The organism is Chitinophaga filiformis (assembly GCF_900102545.1).
In the GTDB taxonomy this organism is placed as follows: Bacteria; Bacteroidota; Bacteroidia; order Chitinophagales; family Chitinophagaceae; genus Chitinophaga; species Chitinophaga filiformis.
This window is the reverse complement of sequence record NZ_FNBN01000001.1, coordinates 429,707-455,093: the sequence shown is the minus strand read 5'-3', so window position 1 is coordinate 455,093 and position 25,387 is coordinate 429,707. Positions and strand designations below refer to the sequence as shown.

Here is a 25,387-nt window from a genome sequence, read left to right as displayed (position 1 = left end):
TAGCTCTGGTGCTAAATACTACAGGCGTCACGTGTAACAGTAGTTACATATGACGCCTGTAGTGTGTAAGCGTATAATTATTTTAATCCTTCACAGATCTTCTTCACAATCGCCGGTCCTTCATAAACAAACCCTGTATACACCTGTACCAGCGATGCACCTGCATCCAGTTTCTCCTGTGCATCAGCAGCGGTGAAGATACCTCCTACTGCAATGATAGGCACAGCGCCATTGGTGTGCTGATGGATATACCGGATTACTTCTGTGGCCTTCTGCTTCACCGGCAGACCACTCAGACCTCCGGAGCCGATAGCGGCTACTTCTTCTGCGGGTGTCTGTAAGTTATCCCTGTCGATCGTCGTATTAGTAGCAACAATACCGGCCAGTTTGGTATCCTGTACGATCTCGATAATGTCGTCCAGCTGACTGGTAGTCAGGTCTGGCGCTATTTTCAGCAGAATAGGTTTTTGCTTTGGCTTTTGTGCATTCAGCATCTGCAAGTGATGCAGCAGCTGTTTTAAGGGCTCTTTCTCCTGTAGTGCACGCAGATTAGGTGTGTTGGGAGAGCTGACGTTCACAACGAAATAATCCACCACATCGAACAAGGCATGGAAACATTTCTCATAATCGTTAATGGCCTGCTCATTCGGCGTGATCTTGTTCTTGCCGATATTACCACCGATGATAATATTTGATTTCCGTTTCTGCAGACGTTTGGCAGCGGCAATAGCGCCCCCGTTATTGAAACCCATACGGTTAATAAGGGCCTGATCGGCAGGAAGGCGGAACAGGCGGGGCTGATCATTACCGGGTTGTGCTACCGGTGTTACGGTACCGATTTCCACAAATCCGAATCCCAGGCTGGCCAGTTCGTCTGTGAAGCGGGCATCTTTGTCAAAGCCGGCTGCCAGTCCTACGGGATTCTTAAAGGTCAGTCCCCATAATTGTCTTTCCAGGCCTTTGCGTTTCGGCTGACAGAAAGAACGTACGATATTTTTGCCCAGGGGGATATTATGTATCACCTGCAGGCCTTTCATCACCTTGTAGTGAATGCTCTCCGGCGGGAAGCGGAAGAGTATATTTTTAATAAGATTATACATGCGGGCCAAAGTTAATGAAAGTACCTACAATTTTGGATAACAGTAGTTTCACAAATTTAATGGCTGGGCATCTCCTGCTTATAGTCATTCCTTCACGTCCGAATACACGGAAAGAATGATAGTCAGGAGATAACACAACAAAACCGGGTATATATTATATCTTTACGGTGCGTTACATACCAATGCTGGACCGTCGTACATTTGAAAATACCTTTAGAGAACATCATGCCGCTTGCCTGGCATTTGCTGTGCATTACACCGGTGACGCCCATGAGGCGGAGGAGGTAGTGCAGCAGGTGTTCCTGCGGTTGTGGGAGAAGCGGGAAACCATTGATATTGCGGGCGCTGTAAGGTCTTACCTGTTTGCCGCCATCCGGAATACCGCTATCAGCAACTGGCGAAAGGAAACGGTAAGGCAGGAAAAAGAGCAGGTAGCGGGCGATCTGCATGCAGCCGACGGACAGGTTCAATCTCCTGCCTGGGAGCTGGAACGGATGTATCAGCGGGCATTGGAAGTGCTGCCCGACCGTTGTCGTGAAGTATTTATACTCAGCCGGCAGCAACAATTAAAATATGCCGAAATAGCTGAAGTGATGGACATTTCTGTGAAAACCGTGGAAAATCAGATGGGGAAGGCATTGAAAATCATGCATAAAGAACTGAAGGAATACCTGCATGTGCTGTTATTCTGATCTGTGCAGGATGATTTTACCCCTTCGGGGAAGATCTGAGCCGGAGTACCGGCGTTGGCGCTGAATGCATGTGTGCCGGAAGTAATAGACTACTGATATTATTTTGACCAAAAAGCGGCGAGAGAACAAGCAGAGAAGAAGCATAGAACTAGCAGAGAAGAGGCAGAGAACAAGCGATGATGTCAGTTTTGTATAGAAGACATCAGAGATGCCGCTCCTCCCGGAAAATGAAAGAGGTTTTCTCTTAGGCTCCTGCCGGAGTAGTATTATGTTTTGTTAATGACGTTTGGGCGTCATTGGGCAAGGGGACTTCCGGCGGAGTCCTACTGCCTTTTGTTTCCCGGAATTATCTTTTATAATTTTTACGAATATTTGCATCCCCGATAGGGGAATACTACCATAGCCTGCGTCTGTTACCGTAAGAAAGCCTCGTTGTGCTTTTGCCTGCTTTCATCTGTTCTAAACACTACAAACTGTTCGATGACTAAACTGTATGCTGATGAGGCATTATATGCCTTGCTATGTAAATATTTGCTGGGGGAGGCCGATGTTGCTGAGCGCCAGTGGGTAGACGACTGGCTGAAAAGTGATCCTGATCACCCCGGGCTGTTGTCGGCGCTTGAAAAGTTGCTGCAGGAACAGCCTCATATGGTAGTGACACCTGCTGACACAGAACGTGCCTGGCAGTCCCTTAGCGCCAAAATGGGCGGAAAGGTGGTCACCTACAAATGGCGTAAGTGGTGGACGGCTGCTGCCGTTATCCTGATTGCTGCCGGCACGGGCCTGTTATGGCTGACAGTCCGTAATAGCCGTACGCAACGGTTTACCGGACCAGTAGTGGCACAGCTGAAAGACGGTACTACCGTTCAGCTGGAAGATAAGGCGCAGCTGCAGGTACTGGCAGGATTTGGCGGCAGACAGCGTGAAGTGTCCCTGGAAGGAAAAGCCACCTTCAATGTAACGCCGGATGCTGCTCGCCCGTTTATAATAAAACTGGGGAAGAGGAGTATTAAAGTACTGGGCACCCGTTTTATGGTAGATTTTGCGGCTGGTAAGAAAGGTGCGCTGCGTGTACATGTTGACACAGGACAGATCATGGTAACAGACAGGAGCAGCCGGGATAGTGTGGTATTGTCGGCTGGTATGCTACTGGAGCAGCAGGAGGAAAAAGTCCCCTTCAGGATCGCTGCACATGTAGCGGATGCCGCCCGTCAGCAGCTGGTATTTACTGATATCCCTTTATCGGAAGTATTGCAGACCATTGAAGTAATTTATCATGTAAAAGTTACTGCAGATGCGGCCTTGCTGCAATTGCCGGTAACGGCTACTTTTACAGGCGAAACGGCAGAGAATGTACTGGCGTCTATCGCTTTCATGACCAATGCAGATGTAGAGAAAAAAGATACCGTCGTAATATTAAAGAAGCATGAAGAATAATTTTTACAACATTAAAAAGAATGATGTCGCTGTTTGGTAGGATGTTATTAGGAACATTGCTGATCTGTATTCCTGTATATGCATCCCCGGGATGGGACTGGCGTACCAGGGTCAGTGTGGCAGTGAAGGACCAGCCGCTTGAAACAATATGTATTCTACTGGAGAAACAATATGGCATCCATTTCTCTTACAGCAAAAATGTTGTTGACCTGTCCCCGCTGGTAACAGTGAACATACATAACAAGCCCCTGAAAAAAGCACTGGAAGATGTTTTTAAACCCTTCGATATTCAATTCGCCCGTATCGGTGATCAGATTGTGCTCACTTTTAAAAAGCATCCTTCGCAGACCATCAGTGGATACGTACAGGATAATGCCACCGGTGAAAAACTGATCGGTGCAACTGTTTATTCGCCCGTACAACGAGTGGGTACTACGACCAATCAGTTTGGCTTTTTTAGTCTCACCTTACCCCGGGATACAGTTAGCTTACAGGTCTCCTACATCGGTTATAAACCCGGCAGATTACCAATAAGGAAATCTCAGAGTGAACCTGTGATCGTGCCATTGCAATCGCAAAACAGCCTGCCTGAAGTAGTGGTAGTGACAGACACGCTCCGTCAACAGGATCAGGTACCACTGAGTAAATTGAATCTGTCGCCCGCAGAAATGAAATCAATGCCACGCCTGTTAGGAGAAGCGGATATGATGCGTGCCATCGGGGCGCTGCCGGGTGTATCAGGAGGTATAGATGGTGGCGGCGGATTGAATGTAAGAGGAGGAAGCCCCGATCAGAACCTGGTACTGCTGGATGGTACACCGATCTTCAGTGTATCGCATTTATTCGGGATATTCTCTGTGTTCAATCCTGATATTGTGAAGAGTGCAGAGTTCTATAAAGGTGCATTCCCAGCCCGTTACGGAGGACGTTTATCGTCTATTGTAGACATCTCACTGAAAGACGGCGACATGCAGCAGTTTCACGGAGAAGCCGCTATCGGGCTGATTGCTGCAAAGGCGATGGTAGAAGGGCCTATTAAAAAAGGCAAGACCTCGTTTGTTGTGTCTGGCCGCCGTTCACATACCGATCTGTTGTTGAATGACCTGATACAGACCAGGGACGATGATGGGCCGGATAGTAAAGGGTACGTGTATTTTTATGACGCTAATCTGAAGGTGAATCACATCTTTTCCGAAAAGGACCGTTTGTACCTGAGTGGTTATGTAGGCCAGGACCGGCTGAATTTAACATGGAAGGAAAGTCCGCGGGATACCGCCAATCCCAATGCCTATTTTGGCGATAGCCGCTCTAAGTTCTTATGGGGAAATTATACCGGTACACTTCGCTGGAACCATGTTTTCAGTCCGAAGTTGTTTGCCAACCTCACCACCAATTATTCACAGTATTATTTTTCTACTGAGTACAAGTATAATTATAAAGGGCTAAATACCATTGACACGAGCACATTGTACGGAAAATATTACTCCAGTATACAGGATATTGTTGCAAAGGCTGATTTTGAATACAGGCCGAAACCCAATCATACTATCAAGTTTGGAATGGGAGCTATTACTCACATCTTTAATCCGGGAGTATCATTGTTTGAAGATGAAGGAGGTGTGGAGCCTTCGCTGGATACAACTTATGATAATGGCGCTTCCGTAGGGCAGGAGCTACTGTTGTATGCGGAAGATGAGTGGAGTGCAACACAGGCGCTTCGCATCAATGCAGGTATACATGCTTCCGGCTTCCTGGTAGATGGCCGTTTCTATCATTCGATACAGCCAAGATTGGGGATTAGATATCAGTTGCCGCACAGGTGGACGATCAAGGCCTCATACACACATATGACCCAATATCTGCACCTGCTAACCAACAGTGGTACAAGCCTGCCTACTGACCTCTGGGTGCCATCTACAGGCAAGGTGCAGCCGATGTTCTCCCGTCAGGGATCCCTTGGTATTGTAAAGACCAGTCGCCACCGGATGTATACCATGTCTGCAGAAGTCTATTATAAAACCATGGACCATGTAATAGAATACAGTGAGTATGTATCACCGTTCGACGGCGCCGGCAAGAACTGGGATGACGAGGTAGCTGTTGGCAAGGGCCGTAGTTATGGGGGAGAGATCTTACTGGAAAAGAAAAAAGGTACAACGCGAGGATGGATTGGTTATACACTGGCCTGGTCTGACAGAACATTTCCGACTGTAAACGGAGGCAAGTCTTTCCCTTATAAGTATGACCGCCGGCATGATATTGAAGTAGTGCTGACACAGCGCCTGGGCAAACGCTGGGAATTGTCTGCCACCTGGGAATACACAACAGGACTACCACTGACCCTGCCGACTGCGAGTTATGAAGGAATAGGAGATGCCTCTCCATTTGATCCACCGGGAAAAGAGCCTATCCTGGATCATATTGGCAACAGGAATCAATACCGTACTTCATCCATGCACCGGCTGGATCTCAGCGCTACCTACAGTAAAAAGAAAAAGCTGTGGACAAAGAGCTGGACATTCAGTCTGTATAATGCTTATAATCAACCGAATCCGTTCTCATATTATATCGTCACTGATACGGAAAAACAGGAACGTTACCTGGCACAGATCAGCATTCTGCCAATCCTGCCAAGTGTAACCTATGCAATTAAATTTTAAATGAAACGTATGCGTCCATTTTCTTTTTATGCAATATTGCTTGTCATTGTGATGACAGCCTGTGAAAAAGAATCACGGATCCCGATTCCTTACGATGGGGATAAAGTGGTGCTGAACAGCCTGATTCAACCAGACAGTCTCATATATATACGTGTCACCAAAAGCAAACCGGTGAAGGAATATGGCAACCTGCGGTTCCCGGAATTGCAGGGCGCTACTGTAGTCATACGGGAAAACGGACAAACACTGCCGGCACCGGAGTGGCGGGTGATCAATGGAAAAGGATATTATGTATCGCAGGCGGTAGCAGGAGTAAGAAAAGCGTATACAGTGAGCGTGAGTTATACCGGCCTGGCCAGTGTGGCAGCAACAGATAGCACACCGGGCGCACCAGACATCAGGGAGGCATCTGCACAAAAGACATCCAACAGGGTAAAATTCTTCCTGAAAGATAATATCGCAGAAAGGAACTATTACAGGATCCGCGTATACAATGCGGATGTTGTAAATGGAGAGATTGTACCCCAGAAGCAGGATACGGTGAAGTTTCGTCTTGACCCTTCGTTCAACAATAATTTCATTGACATTATCGGCAATACATATTACAGCGAAGTGCTGCTGACTGATGAACGTATCAATGGAAAAGATGTCTTCTTTGTGTTGCAAACAAGCAAAGAAATAACAGCTTCTCACATGATCGTGGAAGTCAGCGGGTTGACCAGAGGAGCCTACAAGTACCTTGATGGAACATATTCGCAGCGATTGGAGGATCGGATGGATTTCTCAGTGGATCCTGTAAACGTCTATTCCAATGTGGAAAACGGATATGGCATCTTGGGAGGGGTGAATGCCAGAAGGCTTTCATTCTCAGTAGAGTAGTACAGTGGCTATTTTTCTATCTGGTACTTCAGTATAATATCGTTCAGTTTACACGACAGTTTCACACATTCCGAAATAATGGTGTTTTCAAGTTCTGTGTATCCGGCCGATTCAAGATGATAGATCTGCGGGTAAACGGAAGACATCAGTTCTCTGGCAGCTGATATGAGCCCGTCCTGCAGATTTACAAGTTGTTGTTGTTCCTGCATCGCACTCTGATAGTATGGCGATAGTGGATTCAGTATTTCATCCCAATCCATGGGTTTAAATTTTTTCCGGTGATAGGTAATGTATATTTAACAATAGCACAAAGCATTTAGTTTAACCCCGTGGCGAACTTCCCCATGAAATATTGAAAGATGTAGATATTTCCTTTTGCGTAAAGATTGTCATAAAAATTTCCCGATTCGATTAGTTGGTTACATTTCTATGACATAGATTTGCATCACTCAATTACTCCGCCGCACCTGTCAGTCCAATTCTGATATATCCCTATATATCATATCATGACTGATAGCCATACTTTTTAAAATTTAATTACTGGTAAACTGTACCGGATCACTGTGAAGTTCCGTAATGGCTCGCTGTATGTCCATACCTGACTTCAAAGCATCCTGTATGCGATAACTTATTCAAGTTCTTGCCGGAGCATGGCGGAGTAAAAATGCTCATGGTAAGCGATGGTTGGCCCAAACCCCGGGTAGGGTCAACCATTTATTTCTTCTTTTCAACATTATTTATTGTCATTCTTACTTTAATCAGATTATGATGAATCATATAAGGATACGATCACTGATCGTGTCATTGGCTGTCTGCCTGTTGGCAGCGATGAATGTTAGCGCGCAACAGGGCTTTAAGCGTATTGTGTCGCTGAACGGGGCGGTTACCGAGATTGTATGTGCACTGGGATTTGAGAGCGCGCTGGTAGGTGTGGACGTCACAAGTACTTATCCAGCCAGCATGAAGCAGGTGGCGAAAGTGGGACATAACCGGAATATTTCTGCCGAACCGGTACTGGCATTACAGCCTGATCTGATCCTGGCTACTGATAACTTCATACAACCGGCTGTGATCGAACAGTTTAAAAGTGTGGGCGTAAAGACCGTGTTGATGAAACAGGAATTCTCCGTAGCAGGAACCAAAAAACTGATCACAGCAGTTGCTGCTGCGCTGAAAGTGCCGGAAAAAGGTGCTGCACTGGTAAAACAACTGGACAAAGAGCAGCAGGCATTACACGTAAAACCACAACCTAAAAAAGTATTGTTCATCTATGCCCGCGGCGCCGGTACTATGATGGTGGCGGGTAAAGAAACACCTCTCGATAAGATCATCGTGCTGGCCGGTGCACAGAATGCGGCTACCGGATTCAATGATTTCAAACCACTGACGCCTGAAGCATTGGTAGCTGCCAATCCTGACGTCATCCTCATGTTTGATGATGGCTTAAAAAGCATGGGCGGTGTGGATGGCCTGCTGAAAGTACAGGGTATTGAACAGACGACAGCAGGTAAACAAAAGAAGGTGATTGTAATGGATGGTCAGCTGCTGACAGGGTTCGGACCGCGTGTGATACAGGCTGTACAGGAGCTGGCGGGGAAATTGAATTCATAAATACTGCATCGGTTTTATAAACACAGGTTTATAACAAATGCAATTCTTCTCCGTCAATCGACTCCGTAGGAGTCGGTGTGTTTGTAGCCCCGGGTTGCAAACCCGGGGGGACGTCCACAACCGGGGACGCATCCACAACCGGGGGGCGCATCCGCGATCGGACGCATCGACAACCGGGACGTATCCGCAATCGGGGGCATCCACAATCGGGACGTCCACAATCGGGACGCATCCGTAACCGGGGGACGCATCCACAACCGGGGGACGCATCCGAAACCGGGACACAACCGGGGACGCAGCCGTAACCCGACGTATAACACATATTTCGATGAATAAATAATAATGAATATAGCAAACATAAAATGCGTCAGCAGTATCACCATACTGAGTGTATTACTCATCATTGCAATACTGCTGGCAACCGGTACAGGCGCTATGCATATGTCGCCCTTACAGGTACTCGCCATTCTGCTGGATAAGGCAGGCATTCATCTGCCTGTTGCCTATGAGGAGAATATGCCCGGCGTACTATGGATGATCCGACTGCCGAGAGTGATGCTGGGTGCATTAATAGGCGCGGGATTGGGTGTGGCAGGAGCATCGTTGCAGGGATTGTTCAGAAATCCGCTGGCAGATCCGGGCTTAATAGGTATCAGCTCCGGCGCTTCCATGGCAGCTGTAGTGATGATCATTGTACAAAACGCCTTACCAGTTTTTGAACAGGCCCCGGCATTGAATTTTTATGCATTGAACCTGGCGGCTTTTGGAGGAGCGATTATCACCACCTTATTCATTTTCCGCATTGCCCGTACCGGCGGACAGGCAGCCATTTCTACTATGTTACTGGCCGGTATTGCGGTGAGGGCATTATGTGAATCTGTTACGGGGCTGATGACTTACCTGGCCAACAATGAACAGTTGCGCAGTATCACTTTCTGGTCGCTGGGCAGCCTGGGAGGCGCCAGCTGGCAGACAGTATCTGGTGTAGCGCCCTTCATTATCATTCCGCTGATCATGCTGCCCCGCCTGGCGCCTGCACTGAACCTGCTGGCCCTGGGAGAACGGGAAGCGATGCATAGCGGGGTGAGAGTACCCAGGTTGAAGTCGCTGCTCGTCATCTTTGCAACAATGGCGGTGGCAGCAGGCGTGGCGGTGGCTGGTGTCATCGGTTTTATTGGTTTGATCGTACCGCATATCGTGCGTCAGTTCACCGGTCCCGACTACAGGATACTGATACCTGGTGCCGCTTTATCTGGCGCAGTGCTGCTGACGGTTGCCGATCTCCTGTGCCGTACCATCGTAGCGCCTGCGGAATTGCCGGTAGGCATTATTACTGCTGTATTAGGCGCACCATTCTTTCTCTGGCTTATTATCAAGGAAAAAAGGACTATACTCGCATGATGCTGTATGTAAAAGATATTTCACTCTCACTGGGTAAAATAAAGATCCTGCAGGGCGTTAGCCTGGAGGCCGCAGCCGGAGAGTTGTGTGTGATCATGGGCGCCAATGGTGCAGGAAAATCTACGCTGCTGAAAGTAATAGCAGGAGAATATATGCAATACCAGGGTAGTGTAATGATAGGAGAAAAGGAATTAAAGACATTGCCCGTAGCAGCACAGGCCCGCACAAGGGCGGTGCTGTCGCAGCAACTGACATTAAACCAGCCATTCACTGTGACAGAAGTCGTAAGTATGGGCCGTTACATTTATAACGCCCATCTTTCTGCCACAGATAAGGAGATCATTACCTATGCCTTAAAAGTAATGCAGATACAAAACCTGCGTGACAGAACATACCTGACATTATCAGGAGGACAAAAACAACGAGTACAGATGGCGCGTGTACTCGCGCAATTGCTGGAAGCGCCCGACTTACAGGCAACAGACTATACCGGCAGGAAAATGTTGCTGCTGGATGAACCGGTAACAGGGATGGATATCCTTCATCAGCAATTGTCTTTACAACTGGCTTCCACACTGGCCGCCAGTGGAGTATTGGTTGTAGCTGTATTGCACGACTTTCAGCTGGCCGCTGCCTATGCCAGCAGGCTGTTAATGTTGAAAGATGGCCGGGTATATGCACAGGGAACTGTGGAGGAGATCTTCACATCCGCTCATATCAAAAACTGTTTTGGTGTGGATGTATCCGTGCTGGAACATCCTCACTGTCATTATCCGCTGGTGGTTACCGCCGCTGCCGGTGGTTTATTTCAATCACCTGCCCAAAAGGCATTAAAAGTAATGTAAAACATGAACGCAACTGTGACAACATTAAAAGAACAATGGCAGGCTTTTCGTGAGCAACATCCGAAAACAAGGATCCGTGATGCCGCCAGCCAGTTACAGGTCAGTGAAGGAGAGCTGGTAGCTGCTTGTACCGGTAGTACTTTAAAACATCTGAAGAATGAATTTCCTGCGCTGATACAGGCAATGCCTGCCTTAGGTAAGGTAATGGTGCTGACACGTAATGAAAACTGCGTAATAGAACGCAAAGGTGTTTTTGAAATAGTAAATACAGAAAACAAACACGTAGGTACTGTATTGGGAAAAGACATTGATCTCCGCATGTTCTTCTCCCGTTGGAAATATGGTTTTGCTGTAGAAACAGACGATAGCATTGGTTTCAAAAAATCCCTGCAGATATTTGATGCGCAGGGTGTCGCTATCATGAAGATCTATGCTGTTGAACAAACCAATCTGGCTGCATGGGATAAGGTTGTAGCCGACTTCACAGCAGCTGAACAATCAACTGCTATTACAGTTGCACCGCCGCCGCCTGCGCATGTATACAATGATAAAGATGCAGATAAAGAAGCATTTCTGCAGGGCTGGGCTGCATTACAGGATACACATGATTTCTTCCCTTTGCTGATGAAACATAAACTTTCCAGGGTACGTGCATTAGAACTGGCAGAAGGTAAGTATGCACGTCGCACCAATAATGACTGTGTAAAAACACTGTTGGAAAAGGCTGCAGCTACAGGATTGGAGATCATGGTATTCGTAGGTAATCCGGGCAACATTGAAATCCATACAGGTCCTGTGCAAAAGATAGTTGGTATTCCTAACTGGATCAATGTAATGGATGAAGATTTTAATCTGCATTTGAGAACAGATGCCATTGCACAATGCTGGGTTGTAGAAAAACCTTCCGTTGATGGCATTGTAACCTCTGTAGAAGTGTTTGACGCAACAGGAGAGATGATCGCACAATTCTTTGGCAAACGTAAACCAGGAAACCCTGAGCTGGAAGAATGGCGCGCACTGGCAGCAGCGCTGAGCAACTAATAATTACTGAACAACTAATAATTAATATTACAACCGTACATCCAACAAAACATCAATAGGCTCCGTCAGGAGCCTTTGTGTTTGTAGCGCGGGGTGATAACCCCGGGGATAGGGGTGCAACCCCGCGGACGGCGTGCAACCCCGGGGACAGCGTGATACCCGGGGAACGTAATACCCCGTGTACACGACACCCGGATTGCGTACCACCGCGATGCAACCCATTACCCTGCAGCGATATTTTCCCTAATTGACAAATCGTTTTCCTCATTTGAGCATCCTTCCTTACTACTACTTACTATTTTTGAATTGCGTAAAGAGTGATTGATATATCATGCTGCAGGCATCCATTGTTTGTCAGCTCCAAAATATTTTACTATCCTCAGAAAACGGCTCAGTGAAAGCTGCCTCTGCCAGTCAGGCATGCAGCGCTTACTGAGATATACCCAAACATTTTTAATGTGACACAACACTCCGCCAGGAGCTCCGTGTTTGTAACTAAAATATTATGTGCGATATCAGAACATTGTGTAAGAAGGACCAGGCCCACATCAGCCATTGTACGAATTGTCAGACCGTATATATCTGGCATAATAACCTGGTCCTGAATTTCACACCACAGGATTTTCAGCTATTCTATGAAACATTGGAACACCAGAACTTTCATGATTGCTGTATGACGTTTCCCGACGGAGAAGAGCGTGTCGTAGTGCATTCCCCCTGCAGGGATATCAGTTTCACATTCACCCAACAGGAATGGCGGAATGTGAAAGACGCCATGAGTGAAGCCATATTACTCCAACAGGTATATGAATTGATTCGGTAGATTTTTCCCTTTCGCGTAAATCATTTTCCTGAATAGATAAACTTATTTGTCCGCTGCATGCTTTCTTTGCATGTATTATTACTCCGCCAATATTACACCATAACTACAATCTCCGCTGTAGTTCGTGTAGTACCGTAAGCATATTTCATTTAATACTGGTAATGCATCCGCATAGGTCACCGTATTGTCTTATAACAATATTGCGGCAGGGAAGCTATTGTTCTAACAAACTCTTAAAGGGTTAACGCTACTATACTTTATGAGGTCACATCTTATTGTGCTGGGACTTTCTTTTGCATTGTGTAACGACGCATGGGCGCAGTCCGTCAGGCCTGCCGTTGCGGCTACAGTTATAGCTGATTCAGTACGTTTGCACGACGTAGTGGTAACAGGGCAATATGCTCCGCAGTCATTAAAGCAATCCGTTTACCAGGTACGGACTATCTCCGGTGAGTATATGAAACTGCGCGGCGCTACCAATGTTCTTGGGGTGTTGGATAATGAACTGGGTGTACGTTTCTCTAATGATGCTACATTGGGTGAAACAGATGTGGAGATCATGGGAATGTCTGGTGCGAATGTGAAGATATTATTGGATGGCGTGCCATTGGTTGACAGGGGCAGCACCCGGCAAAGTCTTACACAGATAGACATTAATACAATAGAGAGAATTGAAATAGTAGAAGGCCCTATGTCTGTTGTATATGGTACAGATGCACTGGCTGGGGTGATCAATATTATCACGAAGAAGTATCATGGCGGCAAGCAGTTGTCGGTAACAGCAAGAGTGCAGGAAGAGACAGTGGGGAAGGAATATGCTGCATTTAGTGGTAAAGGAATACATAATGAAAACCTGGGTATTCAGTGGGGACGCAATGGCGTCTTTGCCGGAGGTGGTATTACCCGCAACGATTTTGGCGGATGGAGTGATACCCTCACTGGCAGAAGAAAAGCCTGGAAGCCCAAAGACCAGCTGATTGCCAATGGCTCCTTTGGTTATAGTAATGATCATCTGAAGGTATGGTACCGGTTGGATTACCTGGATGAAGATATCATCAGTAAAGGCGATATCAATTTTGATAACGGTAAGGCTACCGACCAGCATTATCTCACAGATCGCTATACGCACCAGGCGCAGGCGGTATGGCAGGTGAATAAAGACCTGAGTGTGAATGGCACGGCTTCGTATCAGCAATACAAACGAGTGACCCGCACTACCATCAGAGATTTCGCAAATAACACGGAGGTTCTTTCTCCTGATGCAGGTGCGCAGGATGTTTCCAAATTCAATACCGTCTTCTTCAGAGGAACAGCACAGTATACACTATCGCCGGTATGGTCTTTTCAGCCAGGTATTGAATACCGCAGGGATGGTTCTTCCGGTGAGCGGATATTGGGAACTCCGGATATCAGTGACTATTCGCTGTTCTTATCTGCAGAGATCAAACCCATACACTGGCTGAATGTACGTCCGGGTGTAAGGTTGAGTAAGAATTCTGTTTACGACGCACCACCGGTGATCCCTTCCATTAATACAAAGTTTGCACTACGGAGTAACCTCGACCTGCGTTTGTCGTATGCCCGTGGTTTCAGAGCGCCTGCATTGAGAGAACTGTATTTCTATTTCTTTGATGCCAGCCATTCTATAAAAGGGAATAGTGATCTGAAAGCAGAGTACTCAAACAGCATTACAGGATCAGCGAGCTGGCAGGCGATACAGGACGGGCCTGTACGTGTGGGGGTAACAGCGACCGGATTTTACAACGACTTCAATAACAGGATAGACATTGCTACGATCAATGGTTCGGATACTTCCACCTATGTAAACATCAGCAAGTTCAAAACTACTGGAGGTACACTGAGTGGAGTGCTGAACTGGAAAGCGCTGCAGGTGAATGCTGGCGTTGCTTACATAGGCAGGTATAACCAGTTTTCCGATGATGAGACGTATAATAAAACCTATCCCAGTCCGCAGTTTACCTGGACGCCTGAAGTGAATGCAAACATCACTTATCGTTTCAGCAAGATAGGTGCGGCATTGAATCTCTCTTACAAGTTCAATGGCGAGCGCCCGGCATATGAAGAAGTGACTGCCACGAATGCTCCTGCCTTCATCCATGAGGTAAGGACAGATGCTTTCCACCAGGCCGATTTTACAGCAACAAAGAATATTACAAAGTATGTAAGCATCAATGCCGGTGTCAGGAACCTGTTTGATAATACGAACATCAGCAATTCTACACTGACCAGCGGACAGGCACATACAGCAGGAGGCATTTTACCTATGTGGTATGGCCGGTCTTACTTCGCCGGATTAAGCTTTAACTGGAACAGCAGAAAATAATTATTGATTAAATAAATACAATTCAAAACAAAAGATGACTATGAAATTAAGCAGACTCTTTCTCGTACTTGCTATAGGAACAGGATTATTCAGTGCATGTAGTAAGGACGAGGATACCGCCGTGGTGATACCACCTTCAGATGGTTCTCAACTGACGCTGAATGGAGGCGGTGGTACTGGTTCCCCTAATACCGTTTACGTAGACTTCAGTTCAGACTCTACTGCTACAAGAGCACGCGCCAGCTGGTCGCTCGGCTTTTATAGCGGTTCATCATACCGTGTTATACTCAATGGCTTTACGGCTACGAGCGCTGTTGCCCTGAGTAAAACAGATATCAGTACTGTGAATATTGACGATACTGCAGGTGTGAGCCTGGCTATTGGTCAGGGAGCAGGTACGCTGAGTATGATCGATGATGTATTTGGTGATCTCACTAAAACTGTGATCGCTGAAGTATCTGCTACGGCATCCAGCAATCATGTTTACCTGGTAAAACCGGAGAATGCTTCTGCCGCAGATCCTGCTACCTGGTACAAGATCCTTGTTACACGCAATGGAGATGGTTATACTTTACAGTATGCAAAGCTGAAAGAAACGACTATAAAAACAGTCAATATCAGCAAGGACAATAAATACAACTTTACCTTCTTCTCACTGGATAATGGCAGTACTGTAAACGTGGAGCCTAAGAAAACGGAATGGGATATTGCCTGGTCTTACGCTGCTTATTACACGGCTACCCTTCCTTATTTCTTTTCCGACTTTGTAGTGATTAACCAGTATGCAGGTGTGACCGCTGCGAAAGTAGACAGCAATACAGTCAGCTATAACAATTTCACAGCAACCAACATCGCAGCACAGACCTTTGTATCCACCCGCGATGCCATCGGCAGCAGCTGGAGAGCTACTACCGGTAATGGTATCTATAAGAACTTCTACTACATCGTGAAAGATGCCAATGGCAATTACTACAAACTGAAATTTGTGAGCATGGGCCTGAATGATGGTGGTACAAGAGGATACCCTGTAATTGAGTACAAACTGGTAAAGTCGGCCAGCTAAGAAGAAACAAATATTCGTACCAGCATTTTAACCCATGTATACCGGAAAGGAACTGTGCATTACTATCATACTATCATGTGTTGGCGCTCAATGGGCCTCGGCACAAACTGATACTGCCACTAAGGCGAAAGCCCTGCGTGGCGTAGAGGTGAAAGCCGTGCGCCTGGAAACGCTTACCAGTAAGGCTGCCATGCCGGTAACGGTCATCAGCAGGAAAACGCTGGATATGATGGGTAGCCGCAGGCTGGATGAGGTAATGCGGGAACAGACCGGTGTAAACATCGTCAATGATATTGCTGCCGGTTCACGCGCTATCGGGATGCAGATGCAGGGATTCAGTTCCGATTACATTCTGATCCTGATAGATGGACAGCCTATGATAGGAAGGAATGCCGGCAACTTTGACCTCTCACGTATCACCGTGTCAGACATTGAACGGATAGAGATCGTGAAGGGGGCTTCTTCCAGTTTATTTGGCAGTGAAGCCCTGGGAGGAGTGGTGAATATCATTACCCGTCAGAAGATCACAGCGCCGCAGGCACAGGCTATTGTGCGCTACGGTTCGCAGCATACACAGGATGCCACATTGGAAGGCGAGATGCCTTTTGCGAAAGAGAAGGCCTCCCTTTCATTGTCCGGCAACTACTATCATACAGATGGATATAATGTAAATAGCTATCTGCGCAAAGGAGCGACTGCTCCGCCATTTGACAGCTATAGTATGCAGTCACGCCTGCGCTATCGCCTCAGTAATAGTCAGCAGTTGTTCCTCTCCGGCAGATGGGCTTTGCGTAATTCACTCAATGAATCAGTGTACGGCACTGGTCAGACACAAAACAGTACAAAGGATGTGCTGAGCGAGAGTGATGTCAATGCATCAGTTGTGTTGCAATCGGCTTTTAACAGCAGGTTCCGGCTGAACAGTCAGTATTATCTTACCCGCTACAGTTCCAGCCAGGATGTAAGCACAGGTAAACAGGTGGCCTTGAAAGAGAATGAGTTTACACAATACTTTCATCGCTTTGAAGAACAGGTGTTGTACACGCCTGCAGATAAGTTATCCTTTACGGGCGGAGCAGGCATCAACCTGGAACGTATGGATGATACGGAGTTTCATGGCGGTAATGACATGCATAGTGAGTATGCTTACTTACAGGGGGACTGGAAGATATTCAGTAAACTGAACACACGCGCCGGTGTACGTTATGATCGTCATAATTACTATGGTGGAAGATTGAATCCCAGTGTGGGTATTAGCTATAGCATTACTGACAGAATGGTATTAAAAGCTGCTGTGGGCACTGGATATAAAACACCTGACTTTAAGAAACGTTACCAGGTCTTTACTAATCCGCAGGCGGGGTACACGGTACTGGGAGTAGAGGAAGTAGCTACTACTTTAGCAGAAATGCAGGCGGCAGGGTTGATCAGTGAAGTAAGACCCATAGCTAAGAATATCAGTGCGGCGCTGAAGCCGGAAACGTCAGTGTCGTACAATGTTGGGATCAGTGTACAACCACATACTGCTGTGAAACTGGACGTGAATGTTTTCTATAATAACCTTCACAACTTTATCAATACGGTACAGGTGGCGACGAGAACCAACTATCAGCCTGTTTATTCCTATATCAATCTTGACAGGTCGTATACTGCCGGTATAGAAGCAGGTGTATCTGTAAACCCTTTGAAGGGCCTTGATATTTCTGCCGGCTACCAGCTGCTGTATGCCAAAGACCGGGGTATAATGGACTCCATTCGTGCAGGAGGATATCCTTACAATAAAGTGAGGAATAGTAATACCGGAGAAACGCTGACGTCTAAGGTAAGTGACTACATCGGTCTTGAAAACCGGTCCAGGCATATGGCGAATGTGCGGATATTCTATGAGTATGCACCCTGGGCCATCAATGCCAGTTTCCGTGTTACCTACAGAAGTAAGGCCGGATATGATGATGCCAACAACAACCGTTTCCTGGACAGGTATGATACATTCATAGCGGGATATGGGATGCTGTATGCATCGCTCGAAAAGAAATTTTGCAAGGATCATTTATCCGTACAGCTAACAGCGGATAACCTGATGAATTATACTGATATGCTCATGCCAGGACAACCGGGACGGATATTGATGGCCGGATTGAAATGGCGGATGTTTAAATAAAGCGTACCATGCGATATACAATCCATATTTGTCTGTTAACAACTGCACTGTTAACCATAGTATCCTGTAAGAAGGATGAGAATAACGACACAAAGACGAGCTATGAAGATGGCGTCAGCACCGTGATCTATGATCTCGCTGGCGATACGGAAGCCTCTGTTGCTGATGGCGTAGAAGGAAAAGAGCGGCGACCGTTCAAACCTTTTTATTTCAAACTGAAAGGGAAACTGCAATCGTGGGACAGCTCTGCTGCCAACAGGCAAAGCGCCAGCTGGGACATTGCTTTTACGGATGTGTACAATGCACTCGTCTATGTAAATGATGGCAGCAATCCCAATGGTCCCGGATATGGTGGGCCTGGAAAGGGACTGATCGTAGCAGTAGACTCACCTTATTCCAAAGTGACTGTAGCTCCTGCAATGGAGGACATGAAAGAGAATAACCTGCAATTCACAGGATGGGATGGTTATCCGCAGGTGTATAATACAGGTTGGTACTTTTATTCGCTGACCACGCATCTTGCAATACCCATTAAAAACAGAACCTTCGTCATCATGACGGCAGAAGGTAAATATGCCAAACTGGAACTGATCAATGTATACCAGGGCAATCCGCCGGCAGTAACAGATCTGTACTGGCCCGCGCCTTACTTCACCTTCCGCTATTATGTACAGGAGGATGGAAGTCGTAACCTGAAAACGCCCTGAGCGTAATTACTGATTAAGCACATTAACTTCTATGCAAAAGACCAATCTCTTATGCATGGCCCTGGCCATGTTTGCCATCGCCTGCTCTAAAAGTGATACTGATACACCGGTTGTCAATCCTCCGGAAGATACAACTACTGTAGATGTGAAGACAGGTGTATACACCCTGGTGAATCTTGCTGCTGATACTACCGCTACTTCCGGTGCTGCTGCAAAAGCATTTTACTATAGCCTGGAAGATCAGAAGACCATTCCTGCATCTCAGGTGCAGACAGCTAACTGGGATATTGCCTTCACCGGTACATATAACAGCACTATTCTCATCAACAACGGTAAGGCCAAGTATTCTCCTGGCTATGGTGGCCCAGGGCTGGGTGGTATCTACCTGGTAAAAGACGCCGCTATTGATGCGGAATATTATGTTGGTCCGCAGAAACCATTCAAAACGATTCCTGCCCGTCGCCTGTTTGACAGTGCTTTTGCACATGTGAAAACAGTTCCTGTCAGTGATGATCAGTTGCTTACCAATGATGGTATCGGGCTGGATTACTTCGGTCCCAGCACAGATGGATGGGCTTTTTATGACTTCTATGGTTTACAGTTCCCGGATGCCAATCCGGATAGCGTAGCGCATATCTGTTACAGTATGCCGCGTACGCTGATCATCAAAACAGCGAAGGGGCATTATGCCAAGATGGTGATCTACAGTATTTATAAGGGAGCGCCGGAATTACCTACACGCTCGAATAAACCGGGCTTTGTCACTTTTAAATACGCTATTCAGAAAGATGGCAGCAAACAGCTGGACCTGAAATAATCATTCTCAATATATACCCGCAATGAAGATCAAACACCTGCTACTGCTGGCACTACCGGCAATAATGCTGGCGGCCGCCTGTAAGAAAACGGAAACAATAGAAGTACCAACACAGGCCTCCAACAGGATACTTTCCTACAAGATCACCAATGTGCCGGAAGAACCTGTTTATGGGGCTGTAAATGACGAGAAAGGGACAATCACCGTCATTCTTCCATACTATTACTATCTGACCACTATACAGCCTGAAATTGCCGTTTCTGAAGGTGCAACAGTAAGTCCGGCCAGCGGAGTATTGATAGACAGTATTACAAAGAAACTGACGGAAGGCGCCAACATTGAATACGTAGTGACAGGAAAAGATGGCAGTAAAGCCACCTATAAATTACTGCTCACTACACAGCAGCCGGATATCACACTGGATGAGTTGTCGCCCGACCCGGCTAATCCAACGGTATTGTACCACAGTAAGCCGGCAACTTTTGAATTCAACTTCTTTGATATCACGGGTAAGAATTTTATACCGCAGCAGGAACTGCTGGGTATCTTCTCTACCATCAGTTATGTGAGTGAACAGGGAAACGTTGTATACACTGCGGTAAACGGTGACAACTACACCACAAGGATAGGTGCTACCGTACCATCTGCCGAGCAGGTACCGGAAGGATTGTACCAGATCAGGGTAACATCATATACCCGTACTGCTACTATGAAGAACCCGGTAAAGATACAATCGCTCTAAGCGCTCCTTTAACAGCTAAAACAACACGCGTACATGAAACTTTCTAATATATCTACCATGCAACTAACAGCCGCAGCTTTACTGCTATGGCTGACCATAGGCGCCTGTAGTAAGGAAACAGTGCAGGCGCCCTATCCTTATAACGAACTAAAAACCTTCCAGGTAGTTGCCAGTGCAGGAGACACTATCCCTGCTGCGATCAGTAACGGCAGTATTATACTGTACTGGCCTTTTGATCATCCGCTGCCTGACTCTATTGCACCATTGATCAGTATTTCCGAGCATGCTACGGTGTCTCCTGCATCGGGGACGCGGGTATTTTTGAAAGACAGTGTGTCTTATGTAGTAACAGCGGAAACAGGCGCTAAAGCCACCTATAAGCTGCGTGTGATTGTCAATCAGCCGGACTTATTGATCAATGACGGAACAGATGTAGTGGGAAGGCTGGAAGCTACGACAGACATCGGCGGCATTACTTATGTGATACCTGATAGTGCTTTCACAGCTGTTTACCTGGTAACTGCATCAGGTGCGGAGACGAGGTGTGTGATCAATAGTTTTACTGAACTGGGCGCCAATGAATATTCTGTGAATATAGCCACGCCTGCGGTGGATACGGGCAGTTATAAGCTGAAGATAGTGAGCGGTGTACAAACCCTTACCAGTGAAAGGGATTATGTAAAGATCATTTATCCTTTTCCAACAGTGAATGGCGTAGCAACGGCGTTCACACTTAAGAGAGGGGAAACATTTACACTCAGTGGCACTAATATGAGAGGGATGGTAGCCGGAAGGGCCAGACTGACGGGAGGCCAGACATATTACAACCTGGAGCTGGTGACCTTTAATCTGACCAGTGTAACCTATCGTATACCTGCTGATTTCCCGCTGGGAAATTATAATCTTTTACATGCGGCGTTCCGGAACTATCTGGGAACGACAGTATACCTGCGTGCAGGAACAATTAACCCGGTTCTGATCATTACAGAATAAAAAGAGCATTGTTTACGGCGGCTGCCGTCCTGGAAATGAAGAGAGCCAGACACTGGAATTGTCCGGCTCCCGGAAGATCCGGGAACAAATATCTTATCCTTAACATTTTAAAACACTAAAAATGAAAATCTTAGACACTGCCCCCAAATCAGTAGTCAAAACTACAAAAAATATTGCTCGTTCACTGGTTGCAATGGCGCTGGTATCAGTAGCCGTCTTCTCTTCCTGCCAGAAGGAAGGCAATCAGGCAGTACCTTCTCTGCCAGGTGCTGACAATACTATTGCTGCTACTAATCCTGGCTCCGGTCAGACGGTTGCTTTCAACTGCGACAGTACTTATGGTACTGTAACGCTGGATGCCAGCGGTGTATATAATGTGGCCAACTTCTTCCAGGGAGTACAGGGTACAACCGGCAACCCGCCGCATGTTGCCCACTCTACTTACTACTACAGCCTTGCTGACAATGATGGCGGATGTGATGGTTATGATCTGATCTTCAATGGTACTGCCAATGCTGACATCAGCGTGCCATCCGGTTATACTTTACAATATACCGCTTCAACCTCCTTTGCCAATGTGACTGCCAGCACCGTAGGTACTACTGTATCTGTATTTGGTTACAACCGTATCCTGCTTGCGCCTCCTACCGGCAATACAACTATCAACACTGCACATCCCGGATGGTATAACTATGATGTGGTAAATCACATTGTATATCCAATTGCTGAATGGGGTGTAGAAGTAACCCTGATCGTAACTACCGATGCAGGTGTGAAATACAAGGTACAGTTGCAGGACCTGTATTCCAACGGTACGCCAAACAGTACTGTACAGGCTAATAACTTTCCGTTCTTCAAATTCCGTTACAAGAGACTTAACTAGTCTGTATACAGGGTAGCCGCCTGACAAAAAAGAAAGGGGTGCATCATGGAAATGACGCACCCTTTTTCAATTAATTATTTACATGCATAGTAGCGCTTATACGGCTACTGATTTTACTGTTTTGATGATTCTCGCAGCCACTTTATATGGATCTGCTGCAGAATTTGGACGTCTGTCTTCCAGGTAACCTTTCCAGCCTCTTTCTACAGTAGCTACAGGTATACGGATAGATGCGCCACGGTCAGAAACGCCATAGCTGAAGTCATGAATGGATGCAGTTTCGTGCAGACCAGTCAGACGCAGATGGTTGTCAGCACCGTATACGTCGATATGTTCTTTAACAACAGGGCGGAAAGCTTCGCAAACTTTATCGTATACAACTTTGTCGCCTGCAGTTCTCAGCAGTGTGTTGGAGAAGTTAGCGTGCATACCGGAACCATTCCAGTCCAGTGTACCTAATGGTTTACAATGCCAGTTGATGGAAACACCATATTTCTCACCAATTCTTTCCAGTAAATAGCGTGCGATCCAGATCTGGTCACCAGCTTCTTTCGCACCTTTAGCGAAGATCTGGAATTCCCACTGGCCGGCAGCTACTTCAGCATTGATACCTTCTACGTTCAGTCCTGCTTCCAGGCACACGTCCAGGTGCTCTTCAACGATCTCGCGTCCGAAAGCGTTGTTAGTACCAACAGAGCAGTAGTACTGTCCCTGTGGATTAGGATATCCACCATCAGGGAAACCCAGCGGCTTGTTGTTGTCAGGACTCCATAAGAAATATTCCTGCTCGAAACCGAACCAGAAATCGTTATCGTCGTCTTCAATAGTAGCGCGTCCATTGGAAGGGTGTGGTTTACCGGAAGCTTCCAGTACTTCGCACATTACCAGGTACGCATCCTTTCTCTGTGGATCTTTCACCATGAAAACAGGTTTTAACAGGCAGTCAGAAGAACCGCCCGGAGCCTGCCGTGTAGAGGATCCATCAAAGCTCCACATTGGGAGATCTTCCAGTTTACCACTGAAATTCCTTTCGATTTTGGTTTTACTTCTAAGGCTTTGGGTTGGCTGATAACCATCCAGCCAGATGTACTCTAATTTAACCATTGATTAGTTGATATTTAAAGATTTATGTTCACTTATGGTAATTGGTTGGTGGGAGATTGTAAACAATCCCTCCTGTATTTTTATCCCGTTTCCCCTAATGTGGTGTATAAAAGCTGGCAAATATTCGAAATGCAAAGAAAGTTATAAATGTTGTGTTTGTCAATCCCCGGCATAAGAATTAGATATCCCCAAAAGTGGGGATATTAAATAATTGATAAACAGTTTATTAGGCGTCTGAGTGATAGCGAAAATCCCTTCTTTTCCATGATATTATTATTTTTTACATGTTTATAGTTTGAGGTAATTGGGCTCAAAACTGGCTACCAGGTCCGTAAAATATTCAAAAATATGCCAAAGGTGAGTTTCCCGGGTTATAGACACACAAGCGCCGGGACGGGCTCTGTTTTTCGCCAGTGGTAGCATCAGATACCACCAGAGGCCCTCATTGAGGCGTTAATGTCTTAGGGATTGATTATCAGTACTTAATTGTTATTTCTAATGACGAGTCCCCTGGATGTCAATGGAGTCTGCGTTTTTTCGTAATTTCATGGGATTGTACTATTCTACAGTCATCTTAAAACCTTCCCGGTGAAAAAGAACAATTCCCTAGTCCAACTCTTGTTTTTATCCTTGTTATGGTTTGCCTGCAAAAAAGATAAACAGACAGACCCGCCTACCCCGCCTGCTGAAGGTACCCGGGAGCAGCTGACAACGGATTCCCTGTATCTTTATGCCAAACAGATCTACCTCTGGTATGACGCAATCCCCGCAATAGACGTCTTTAAACCCCGGCAATATGCCACTGGCGGCAATGTGTTGTCCAATTATCAAAGGGAACTTTACGCTATTACGCAATTCAAGACCAACCCTACTACCGGCGAGGCTTATGAGTATTCAGGCATTCCCGGTCATCCAAAATATTCCTTCATAACAGAAGAAAGTCTCAGCGGCGGCAGGCAGGGGGCTATTGACCTCAGTGATAAAGGCGAGGACCTGGGATTAGGGCTTTCTGCCTCCGGAAATGAGGTCCGTATCCGTATTGTGTATCCGGCATCTCCTGCTGCGAATGCCGGTTTGACCAGGGGGATGAAGGTGAACGCCATCAATGGTACAACGGTTAATTCATCATCCGGCGCTTTTATAGAGAACGCCCTGAACGGATCTAATGTAACAATGACGGTGGAAAAGACTGCCGGGGTACCTCAACAGGTCAGCCTGACAAAGGCAAAATATACTTCCTCAGCGGTACTCAAAACAGCGACACTCAATGCGGGAACACAGAAAGTAGGATATATCGCGTATGGCCGTTTCTCTCTGTTCAGTGTAACTAAAGCTGCTATAGACCAGGCATTTGCCAAATTTGTAACAGATGGCGTGACCTCATTGATAGTGGATCTGCGTTATAACGGAGGAGGCTATACAGAATCAGCTGAATACCTGGTGAACCAGATCGCACCTAATTCACTGGATGGTAAAGTGATGTATGTAGAATACTTTAATGACCTGCTGCAGAAAGGACAGGCACCAATCCTGAAAGAGCAGCTGTACCGCAACGCCGCAGGAGAGACGGTGATGTGGAATGGTCACCTGGCTACCTATGCTGACCTGGACTACAGTGTTAGCGGTAACACATTTAAGTTTACCAGCGATGGTTCCCTTAATTCAGTAAAGCAGGTAGTATTCATTGTGAGTGGTAATACTGCTTCTGCCAGCGAACTGGTAATTAACAGCCTGAAGCCTTATATGCCGGTCAAACTCGTAGGAGCAACTACTTATGGAAAACCGGTAGGCTTCTTTGGTATTAAGATCGATAAGTACACTGTATACATGTCCAATTTCTACATGCAGAACGCTAACGGAAATGGTGATTATTTCCATGGAATGGACGTGGATATTCCTGCTGAAGATGATGTGAGACATGATTTTGGCGATCCGGAAGAAACCGGTGTGATGTCGGCACTGAACTATATAGAAGGCCATCCGGCCGGAAAGGTTGGACGGGTAATACCGGTGGTGCACATGGGACCAGTGTCTTTTAACGGTATGATCGAAACAAGGTTGAAACTGCGCTGATATTTCCTTAT

At 46.5% G+C, this 25,387-nt stretch carries 21 protein-coding genes; 18 read left to right on the top strand and 3 right to left on the bottom strand.

Going from position 1 to position 25,387, the window contains the following annotated elements:
• Nucleotides 1-77 precede the first annotated feature (77 nt).
• Nucleotides 78-1,100, bottom strand: coding sequence for a quinone-dependent dihydroorotate dehydrogenase (locus BLR32_RS01925; protein ID WP_089828548.1), 1,023 nt, complete (start codon nt 1,098-1,100; stop codon nt 78-80).
• A 167-nt stretch (nt 1,101-1,267) separates the two neighbouring features.
• Between BLR32_RS01925 and BLR32_RS01920 the strand changes: the two genes are divergently transcribed.
• The 4 genes from BLR32_RS01920 (at nt 1,268) to BLR32_RS01905 (ending at nt 6,768) form a co-directional block, all read left to right on the top strand.
• Complete coding sequence (locus BLR32_RS01920) at nt 1,268-1,792, top strand: RNA polymerase sigma-70 factor (protein ID WP_143011329.1); 525 nt, start codon at nt 1,268-1,270, stop codon at nt 1,790-1,792.
• Nucleotides 1,793-2,272: 480 nt separating this feature from the next.
• Nucleotides 2,273-3,229, top strand: coding sequence for a FecR domain-containing protein (locus BLR32_RS01915; RefSeq protein ID WP_089828546.1), 957 nt, complete (start codon nt 2,273-2,275; stop codon nt 3,227-3,229).
• Nucleotides 3,230-3,249: 20 nt separating this feature from the next.
• Complete coding sequence (locus BLR32_RS01910; RefSeq protein WP_089828545.1) at nt 3,250-5,889, top strand: TonB-dependent receptor; 2,640 nt, start codon at nt 3,250-3,252, stop codon at nt 5,887-5,889.
• Nucleotides 5,890-5,898: 9 nt separating this feature from the next.
• Nucleotides 5,899-6,768, top strand: a complete 870-nt coding sequence (locus BLR32_RS01905) for a DUF4249 domain-containing protein (protein ID WP_176842130.1) — start codon at nt 5,899-5,901, stop codon at nt 6,766-6,768.
• Between the two features lie 8 nt (nt 6,769-6,776).
• Here the strand turns inward: BLR32_RS01905 and BLR32_RS01900 are convergent, their stop codons facing one another.
• On the bottom strand, nt 6,777-7,028 hold the full coding sequence (locus tag BLR32_RS01900) for a hypothetical protein (protein ID WP_089828543.1): 252 nt from the start codon (nt 7,026-7,028) through the stop codon (nt 6,777-6,779).
• A gap of 505 nt (nt 7,029-7,533) precedes the next feature.
• Here BLR32_RS01900 and BLR32_RS01895 point away from each other — a divergent pair.
• The 13 genes from BLR32_RS01895 to BLR32_RS01835 all read left to right on the top strand — a co-directional run bounded on the left by BLR32_RS01895 (nt 7,534) and on the right by BLR32_RS01835 (nt 22,199).
• Nucleotides 7,534-8,379, top strand: a complete 846-nt coding sequence (locus tag BLR32_RS01895) for a heme/hemin ABC transporter substrate-binding protein (RefSeq protein WP_245705333.1) — start codon at nt 7,534-7,536, stop codon at nt 8,377-8,379.
• 342 nt (nt 8,380-8,721) lie between these two features.
• Nucleotides 8,722-9,780 carry a FecCD family ABC transporter permease gene (locus tag BLR32_RS01890; RefSeq protein WP_089828542.1) on the top strand — a complete coding sequence of 353 codons (1,059 nt, stop codon included), beginning with the start codon at nt 8,722-8,724 and terminating at the stop codon, nt 9,778-9,780.
• A complete protein-coding gene (locus BLR32_RS01885) occupies nt 9,777-10,625 on the top strand; it encodes a heme ABC transporter ATP-binding protein (protein WP_089828541.1) in 849 nt (282 codons plus the stop codon). Before BLR32_RS01890 ends, BLR32_RS01885 begins: the two co-directional genes overlap by 4 nt.
• A gap of 3 nt (nt 10,626-10,628) precedes the next feature.
• Entirely contained in the window at nt 10,629-11,666 is a 1,038-nt protein-coding gene (locus tag BLR32_RS01880) for a hemin-degrading factor (protein WP_089828540.1), read from the top strand.
• Nucleotides 11,667-12,171: 505 nt separating this feature from the next.
• Entirely contained in the window at nt 12,172-12,489 is a 318-nt protein-coding gene (locus BLR32_RS01875) for a DUF6686 family protein (protein WP_218124138.1), read from the top strand.
• Nucleotides 12,490-12,748: 259 nt separating this feature from the next.
• Nucleotides 12,749-14,833, top strand: a complete 2,085-nt coding sequence (locus BLR32_RS01870) for a TonB-dependent receptor plug domain-containing protein (protein ID WP_089828539.1) — start codon at nt 12,749-12,751, stop codon at nt 14,831-14,833.
• A gap of 40 nt (nt 14,834-14,873) precedes the next feature.
• Nucleotides 14,874-15,896, top strand: coding sequence for an HmuY family protein (locus BLR32_RS01865; protein ID WP_176842129.1), 1,023 nt, complete (start codon nt 14,874-14,876; stop codon nt 15,894-15,896).
• 34 nt (nt 15,897-15,930) lie between these two features.
• The gene (locus BLR32_RS01860) at nt 15,931-18,057 is read left to right on the top strand and encodes a TonB-dependent receptor plug domain-containing protein (RefSeq protein ID WP_089828537.1); all 2,127 of its coding nucleotides are present in this window, start codon (nt 15,931-15,933) and stop codon (nt 18,055-18,057) included.
• Nucleotides 18,058-18,065: 8 nt separating this feature from the next.
• Nucleotides 18,066-18,764: an HmuY family protein gene (locus BLR32_RS01855; RefSeq protein ID WP_089828536.1), complete on the top strand. Its 699-nt coding sequence runs from the start codon at nt 18,066-18,068 to the stop codon at nt 18,762-18,764.
• Nucleotides 18,765-18,795: 31 nt separating this feature from the next.
• A complete protein-coding gene (locus tag BLR32_RS01850; RefSeq protein WP_143011328.1) occupies nt 18,796-19,581 on the top strand; it encodes an HmuY family protein in 786 nt (261 codons plus the stop codon).
• 22 nt (nt 19,582-19,603) lie between these two features.
• Nucleotides 19,604-20,323 (top strand): hypothetical protein, encoded by a 720-nt coding sequence (locus BLR32_RS01845; protein ID WP_089828534.1) that lies wholly within the window; start codon nt 19,604-19,606, stop codon nt 20,321-20,323.
• Between the two features lie 33 nt (nt 20,324-20,356).
• On the top strand, nt 20,357-21,316 hold the full coding sequence (locus tag BLR32_RS01840; protein WP_089828533.1) for a hypothetical protein: 960 nt from the start codon (nt 20,357-20,359) through the stop codon (nt 21,314-21,316).
• A 121-nt stretch (nt 21,317-21,437) separates the two neighbouring features.
• Entirely contained in the window at nt 21,438-22,199 is a 762-nt protein-coding gene (locus BLR32_RS01835; protein ID WP_089828532.1) for a hypothetical protein, read from the top strand.
• Nucleotides 22,200-22,295: 96 nt separating this feature from the next.
• Here the strand turns inward: BLR32_RS01835 and BLR32_RS01830 are convergent, their stop codons facing one another.
• Nucleotides 22,296-23,303, bottom strand: a complete 1,008-nt coding sequence (locus BLR32_RS01830; RefSeq protein ID WP_089828531.1) for a glutamine synthetase beta-grasp domain-containing protein — start codon at nt 23,301-23,303, stop codon at nt 22,296-22,298.
• A 588-nt stretch (nt 23,304-23,891) separates the two neighbouring features.
• Between BLR32_RS01830 and BLR32_RS01825 the strand changes: the two genes are divergently transcribed.
• Nucleotides 23,892-25,376 (top strand): S41 family peptidase, encoded by a 1,485-nt coding sequence (locus tag BLR32_RS01825; protein ID WP_143011327.1) that lies wholly within the window; start codon nt 23,892-23,894, stop codon nt 25,374-25,376.
• Nucleotides 25,377-25,387 lie beyond the last annotated feature (11 nt).

What these genes read in the sequence shown, in the direction of transcription:
- BLR32_RS01925 (WP_089828548.1), bottom strand. Translation starts at nt 1,100, where the DNA reads ATGTATAATCTTATTAAAAATATACTCTTCCGCTTCCCGCCGGAGAGC.
- BLR32_RS01915 (WP_089828546.1), top strand. Translation starts at nt 2,273, where the DNA reads ATGACTAAACTGTATGCTGATGAGGCATTATATGCCTTGCTATGTAAA.
- BLR32_RS01910 (WP_089828545.1), top strand. Translation starts at nt 3,250, where the DNA reads ATGATGTCGCTGTTTGGTAGGATGTTATTAGGAACATTGCTGATCTGT.
- BLR32_RS01905 (WP_176842130.1), top strand. Translation starts at nt 5,899, where the DNA reads ATGCGTCCATTTTCTTTTTATGCAATATTGCTTGTCATTGTGATGACA.
- BLR32_RS01900 (WP_089828543.1), bottom strand. Translation starts at nt 7,028, where the DNA reads ATGGATTGGGATGAAATACTGAATCCACTATCGCCATACTATCAGAGT.
- BLR32_RS01895 (WP_245705333.1), top strand. Translation starts at nt 7,534, where the DNA reads ATGATGAATCATATAAGGATACGATCACTGATCGTGTCATTGGCTGTC.
- BLR32_RS01890 (WP_089828542.1), top strand. Translation starts at nt 8,722, where the DNA reads ATGAATATAGCAAACATAAAATGCGTCAGCAGTATCACCATACTGAGT.
- BLR32_RS01885 (WP_089828541.1), top strand. Translation starts at nt 9,777, where the DNA reads ATGATGCTGTATGTAAAAGATATTTCACTCTCACTGGGTAAAATAAAG.
- BLR32_RS01880 (WP_089828540.1), top strand. Translation starts at nt 10,629, where the DNA reads ATGAACGCAACTGTGACAACATTAAAAGAACAATGGCAGGCTTTTCGT.
- BLR32_RS01875 (WP_218124138.1), top strand. Translation starts at nt 12,172, where the DNA reads ATGTGCGATATCAGAACATTGTGTAAGAAGGACCAGGCCCACATCAGC.
- BLR32_RS01870 (WP_089828539.1), top strand. Translation starts at nt 12,749, where the DNA reads ATGAGGTCACATCTTATTGTGCTGGGACTTTCTTTTGCATTGTGTAAC.
- BLR32_RS01865 (WP_176842129.1), top strand. Translation starts at nt 14,874, where the DNA reads ATGAAATTAAGCAGACTCTTTCTCGTACTTGCTATAGGAACAGGATTA.
- BLR32_RS01860 (WP_089828537.1), top strand. Translation starts at nt 15,931, where the DNA reads ATGTATACCGGAAAGGAACTGTGCATTACTATCATACTATCATGTGTT.
- BLR32_RS01855 (WP_089828536.1), top strand. Translation starts at nt 18,066, where the DNA reads ATGCGATATACAATCCATATTTGTCTGTTAACAACTGCACTGTTAACC.
- BLR32_RS01850 (WP_143011328.1), top strand. Translation starts at nt 18,796, where the DNA reads ATGCAAAAGACCAATCTCTTATGCATGGCCCTGGCCATGTTTGCCATC.
- BLR32_RS01845 (WP_089828534.1), top strand. Translation starts at nt 19,604, where the DNA reads ATGAAGATCAAACACCTGCTACTGCTGGCACTACCGGCAATAATGCTG.
- BLR32_RS01840 (WP_089828533.1), top strand. Translation starts at nt 20,357, where the DNA reads ATGAAACTTTCTAATATATCTACCATGCAACTAACAGCCGCAGCTTTA.
- BLR32_RS01835 (WP_089828532.1), top strand. Translation starts at nt 21,438, where the DNA reads ATGAAAATCTTAGACACTGCCCCCAAATCAGTAGTCAAAACTACAAAA.
- BLR32_RS01830 (WP_089828531.1), bottom strand. Translation starts at nt 23,303, where the DNA reads ATGGTTAAATTAGAGTACATCTGGCTGGATGGTTATCAGCCAACCCAA.